We start from the raw sequence: 3,804 nt of genomic DNA on the forward strand, positions 1-3,804 counted from the left end.
CCTCCTCTAAACGGAACCCTCAATCTGTCTCAAAGGCGCTGACGGCGGACACCGGTCATCTCGGCCGGCCTGACCAAAGGCGCCATGAGCCTCGGTAGCCAAGGCGAGGCGCTGTTGCAGCCGTTCCGGTCTGGCGCCGAACAAGCGGCAGCCAACCAGACCTCGGGCAACTACTCGTTCGGCAATACCAGCATGAACACCCATTCGTTCAACAACGTCCAGGGTAACAAGGTCGACACGAGCAGGTACCTCGACACCGGCCGTTCGTCCGTGGTCACTGGCAGCGGTGATACCCTCACGACCAACAGGGATGGATCCCGCTCTCTGCAGGCCGCTCGCGCTGACATGGCCGTCAGCGCTGAAGGGCTGAAGAGCTGGAGCGCCGGCAAGCGCGAGTCCGCGTCCTTGTCTTCCGAACGCTCTGCCGTGTTCGACAAGGTCGCGACCGATTCCCGCTCGCTGAGCCAGCAGAAGATCCACGACTATGCGATGGCGTCGAGCGTGGGAACAGACACACGGCGCGGCGGCGACAACACGACCCGAGACAGCCAGAGCAGCAGCGCCGCCTGGATCAGTTCGCTTTCCCAGAACATGCAGTCCAGATTTGGCATCTCTAAGGAAGAAGCGGCACAGGTGCTCTCCCGGGTGCAAATCGCAAATAGCCAAGAAGGGACGCTGACCTCCGGCCTAGGCCTCGGTCAGAGAGGGAGCGCTTTGAGTGCCGGTGCGGGCATAAATTCCCGTGCCACTGCGTCAGCCAGTGACGCCTCGGATAAGTCGTTCTCCAGCAAGATGTCCGCAGCTGCAGATTACGCGCGCACGCAGATGGAGAGCGCTGAAGGACGCAAGGCGATAGAGAAGGTCGAGATGCAGTCGCTCAACGATAGTTGGAGCAAGACGGCGTCTCAGAGCAAGACGACCCGAGATGTCGCCGCTCAAACCTGGTCGTCAACCGCTCAGTTTGCCGAGTCTCGTAAGCTGGCGTCGTCCGAGAGTGAACGCCTCGCGAAAGAAGCCGATCGCGCGGAGACCATCTCCGAGACCGTCCGTGGTAGCCGCTCCAATGAGTTCTTCAGGTTCGCGATGGGCGATGCAACGACGCCGGGCTACTACCGCTTTGAGCCTCAGACAGGTCGCGAGCGCTCCGATAGTGAGATCGCTTCGCTTCTCCAGGGTCGCGACGAGATCTCGCAGCAGCGGCTAGCGGACGGCGTCGAGGTCTTCATGAAGCGCTACCCGCCGCCGGCCGCCCCTCCGCTCGTGGGACAGGTGTCAAACGACGTGCGCGAGCCTCAGATCCTAGGCGTCGGTCCTGACGTGGAGCGTTCGTTTGAGGACAGCAAGTCCGCCCTTGAAAACGATCCCGGAAATCAAGTCGCCGGCACCGCCAAGCGAGAAATAGATTCCGCACAAGGGAGGGTGAGGGCGCCTGACTCCGATAGAACCGTCACATCGCCCGCTGAGGCGGCCGGGCCGCTCACCCCGGAGGTCGATCAGGCGCTCGCACGAGCCGATTTGCTCAAAAAGCCTACGCCGATGGCGATGCCCAAACCCCAGCGTGACAAAGGCGATTAAGGCAGTAGGAGACCGATCACCGCGCCAATAACTGTCGCGGCGAGCGCTGCCACGTAAACAGCAGGCGGCAACTTGCGGCCCCTGTAGGCGCGTCTACTAAGCCCGTATTGCTCGTCGTCAGACGGCGGGTACAGGTAGTAGTCGGGATCAGCGATATGGTAGTTGCGAGATTCCATTTTGGCGCATCCAACTCGACCGGGCGCATACTAGGCGCTAATGGGATCTTGCGCAATGTTCTCCGAATGTTCACCGTTCGCCAACTGGCTGGCCTGCGCGTCGTCGCAGGTCAGCAGAGGAAAAAACGCGACCGGGTCTAACCCGGCCGCTTAGCGTCACCCACATAGGATTCCGGCTTGTTACGGCTTGTCCGCAGTCTTGATCGAGCCCCCTGCCGGCGGCGAGGCGCCTGGAGCCAGCTGCGCGACGATGTAGTTGGCCGCCTGGATGACGCTCTCGTTGGCGACCGAATCCAGTTCGGCCGACTGCGTGCTCGATCCGCCACCGAAAAGCGCGGAGCCGCCAACCAGTCCGCCGCCGCCGGCGAGCCAATTCGAGCGCTGGTTGCTCACATCAAAGGTCTGGCTGGCCCGAACTTCCGACGCTTTGACATCGACGATCCGAACGTCGATCGCGAGCGCTGCGCTCTTTGTGCTGCGGCTCACTGCGCCGATCACCGGTACCATTCCGCCGCCGAAGCTTTGCGTCTTCGTCCCGACGGCGAGCGCGGTGATCGCGCCACTGATGAGATAGTCGGCCGGCGCCTGTTTCAGGGTGATCCCGGCCGCTTCGGCTTCTTTGCGAAGGTCCTCGATGTCCTCACGGGCCATAACCTTGAAGCACCCGGTCTGGCTCAATGCTGTGCCCAGAGCGTTGGATAGGCCATCGCCAAGCCCCGGGAACGACTGCATGCCCTGAGCGGCCTGTGCCATGCTCAGCAACGCGCCGAGGTTTCCGCTCGGCGCCGCTGCCGCGGTGCATGCGGTGGCCTTACACTTGAACGCGGTGATGGTGACTGCCGCGACGGGCGCAGAGCAATGGGCCAAGAGCGTCGACAGATCGCGCGCCGCGACCCTCGTCTCGGCGCTAGCGGCTGTCCCCACCAGGCAGATAACAGCGGCGGCGCCTGCGATGCGATGTTTGGTCATGGTGTCTCCTGCTGGATCGCCAGGCCGCGCCGGCGTCGGATTTCGGTTCTGGCCAAGGTAAGCCGCCGAAGTTCGAAGTGCTTTTCGAGAGTTGCGGGGAGAGCCAGCACAAGCAGCGCCGCCATCTGCATGGCGGCCGTGATCTGCCCGCCAAGCCAGAAGAGCCCGCCCAGAAGACCGACGAATACGACGCTCACGGCTCCCGCGATCGTCGCGATGCGGCGCATCCGAATTGTTCGCGAGACATAGGGCTCTGAGAAGCGAGCGAGCAGTTCAGCCTCTAGGTTCGCCGCCGCCGAAAGCGGTAGGCTCAAGGACACCGTAGGGTCGTCCTTGAGCGTGTCGATCTCAGGCTTTGAGCGCGGCATCGTCAGCCAGCTCCCATGCTTCTGGGAGGTTGATCACCAGACGCGAGTCCTGGACCTTGAAACGCGCGTTGCGCGTTTCCTCACGCTGCTTGGCCGGCAGCTCTGGGATGTTGATTTCGACGAAGCGACCGCGCTTCTTCAGGTTCCAGTGAGCGTCGCTGGATGCTCCGCTGATCTGGAGGAGCTTGGACTTGGTATCGACCTGGATCTCAACCTTAGCCTCGCCGCCCAGCCCTGCCTCGGTGAGCACTTGTTCAGGGACCTGAACCATGAGCTTCGTGGTTTCAGCCACCACCTTTACGGCGCTGAACTCGCGAGGCCGGATTTTCACGAACGCCATCGGATCTCTCCTCACACTTAGGGGCGCGCGCCGACATGATCGAGGCCCGTTAGGGCCGTGACGATGGTCGGCGCCAGATAGTCGAATAAGACGTGACCTGCAGTCACAAGCGCCAGTGGCCAGACCATTCGGTCCGGATCTCGTCGCCATGCGATGATGAACCAGATCGTTGCGATGACATGGACGGCCATCGCCGGTGCGCGGCTGAGCAAGTAGACGCCTGGCGTCACAAACTGCCGGTTCTCGGCCAAAGCAGTCGCCATTCCGGTGTACGCATAGGCCACGGTTTCGAACAGTTGGATCGCGACTAGGAAAAACACCCTGTCCGTCGTCAGGACATTTGGCTCAGATGGGGGCGTAAATTAGCGGAGAGCGG

5 protein-coding genes are annotated in these 3,804 nt (G+C 62.3%); 1 reads left to right on the plus strand and 4 read right to left on the minus strand.

The features are described from left to right. Positions 1-84: 84 nt before the first annotated feature. On the plus strand, positions 85-1,575 hold the full coding sequence (locus AX690_RS13205) for a hypothetical protein (protein ID WP_066683050.1): 1,491 nt from the start codon (positions 85-87) through the stop codon (positions 1,573-1,575). Between the two features lie 356 nt (positions 1,576-1,931). On the opposite strand, the gene AX690_RS13210 is transcribed toward AX690_RS13205, so the two are convergent. From AX690_RS13210 to AX690_RS13225, 4 genes are read right to left on the minus strand one after another with little or no spacing between them, the layout of a single operon-like run. Continuing rightward, positions 1,932-2,720, minus strand: a complete 789-nt coding sequence (locus AX690_RS13210; RefSeq protein WP_066683051.1) for a CsgG/HfaB family protein — start codon at positions 2,718-2,720, stop codon at positions 1,932-1,934. Beyond that, positions 2,717-3,088 (minus strand): hypothetical protein, encoded by a 372-nt coding sequence (locus AX690_RS13215; protein WP_066683052.1) that lies wholly within the window; start codon positions 3,086-3,088, stop codon positions 2,717-2,719. The genes AX690_RS13210 and AX690_RS13215 overlap by 4 nt, the downstream gene beginning before the upstream one ends. Beyond that, a complete protein-coding gene (locus tag AX690_RS13220; protein WP_066683053.1) occupies positions 3,069-3,428 on the minus strand; it encodes a hypothetical protein in 360 nt (119 codons plus the stop codon). Before AX690_RS13220 ends, AX690_RS13215 begins: the two co-directional genes overlap by 20 nt. A gap of 17 nt (positions 3,429-3,445) precedes the next feature. Then, positions 3,446-3,748 carry a hypothetical protein gene (locus AX690_RS13225; RefSeq protein WP_066683054.1) on the minus strand — a complete coding sequence of 101 codons (303 nt, stop codon included), beginning with the start codon at positions 3,746-3,748 and terminating at the stop codon, positions 3,446-3,448. Positions 3,749-3,804 lie beyond the last annotated feature (56 nt).

It is taken from the genome of Caulobacter sp. CCH9-E1 (assembly GCF_001556515.1).
In the GTDB taxonomy this organism is placed as follows: Bacteria; Pseudomonadota; Alphaproteobacteria; order Caulobacterales; family Caulobacteraceae; genus Caulobacter.

What these genes read in the sequence shown, in the direction of transcription:
- AX690_RS13220 (WP_066683053.1), bottom strand. Translation starts at nt 3,428, where the DNA reads ATGGCGTTCGTGAAAATCCGGCCTCGCGAGTTCAGCGCCGTAAAGGTG.
- AX690_RS13215 (WP_066683052.1), bottom strand. Translation starts at nt 3,088, where the DNA reads ATGCCGCGCTCAAAGCCTGAGATCGACACGCTCAAGGACGACCCTACG.
- AX690_RS13205 (WP_066683050.1), top strand. Translation starts at nt 85, where the DNA reads ATGAGCCTCGGTAGCCAAGGCGAGGCGCTGTTGCAGCCGTTCCGGTCT.
- AX690_RS13210 (WP_066683051.1), bottom strand. Translation starts at nt 2,720, where the DNA reads ATGACCAAACATCGCATCGCAGGCGCCGCCGCTGTTATCTGCCTGGTG.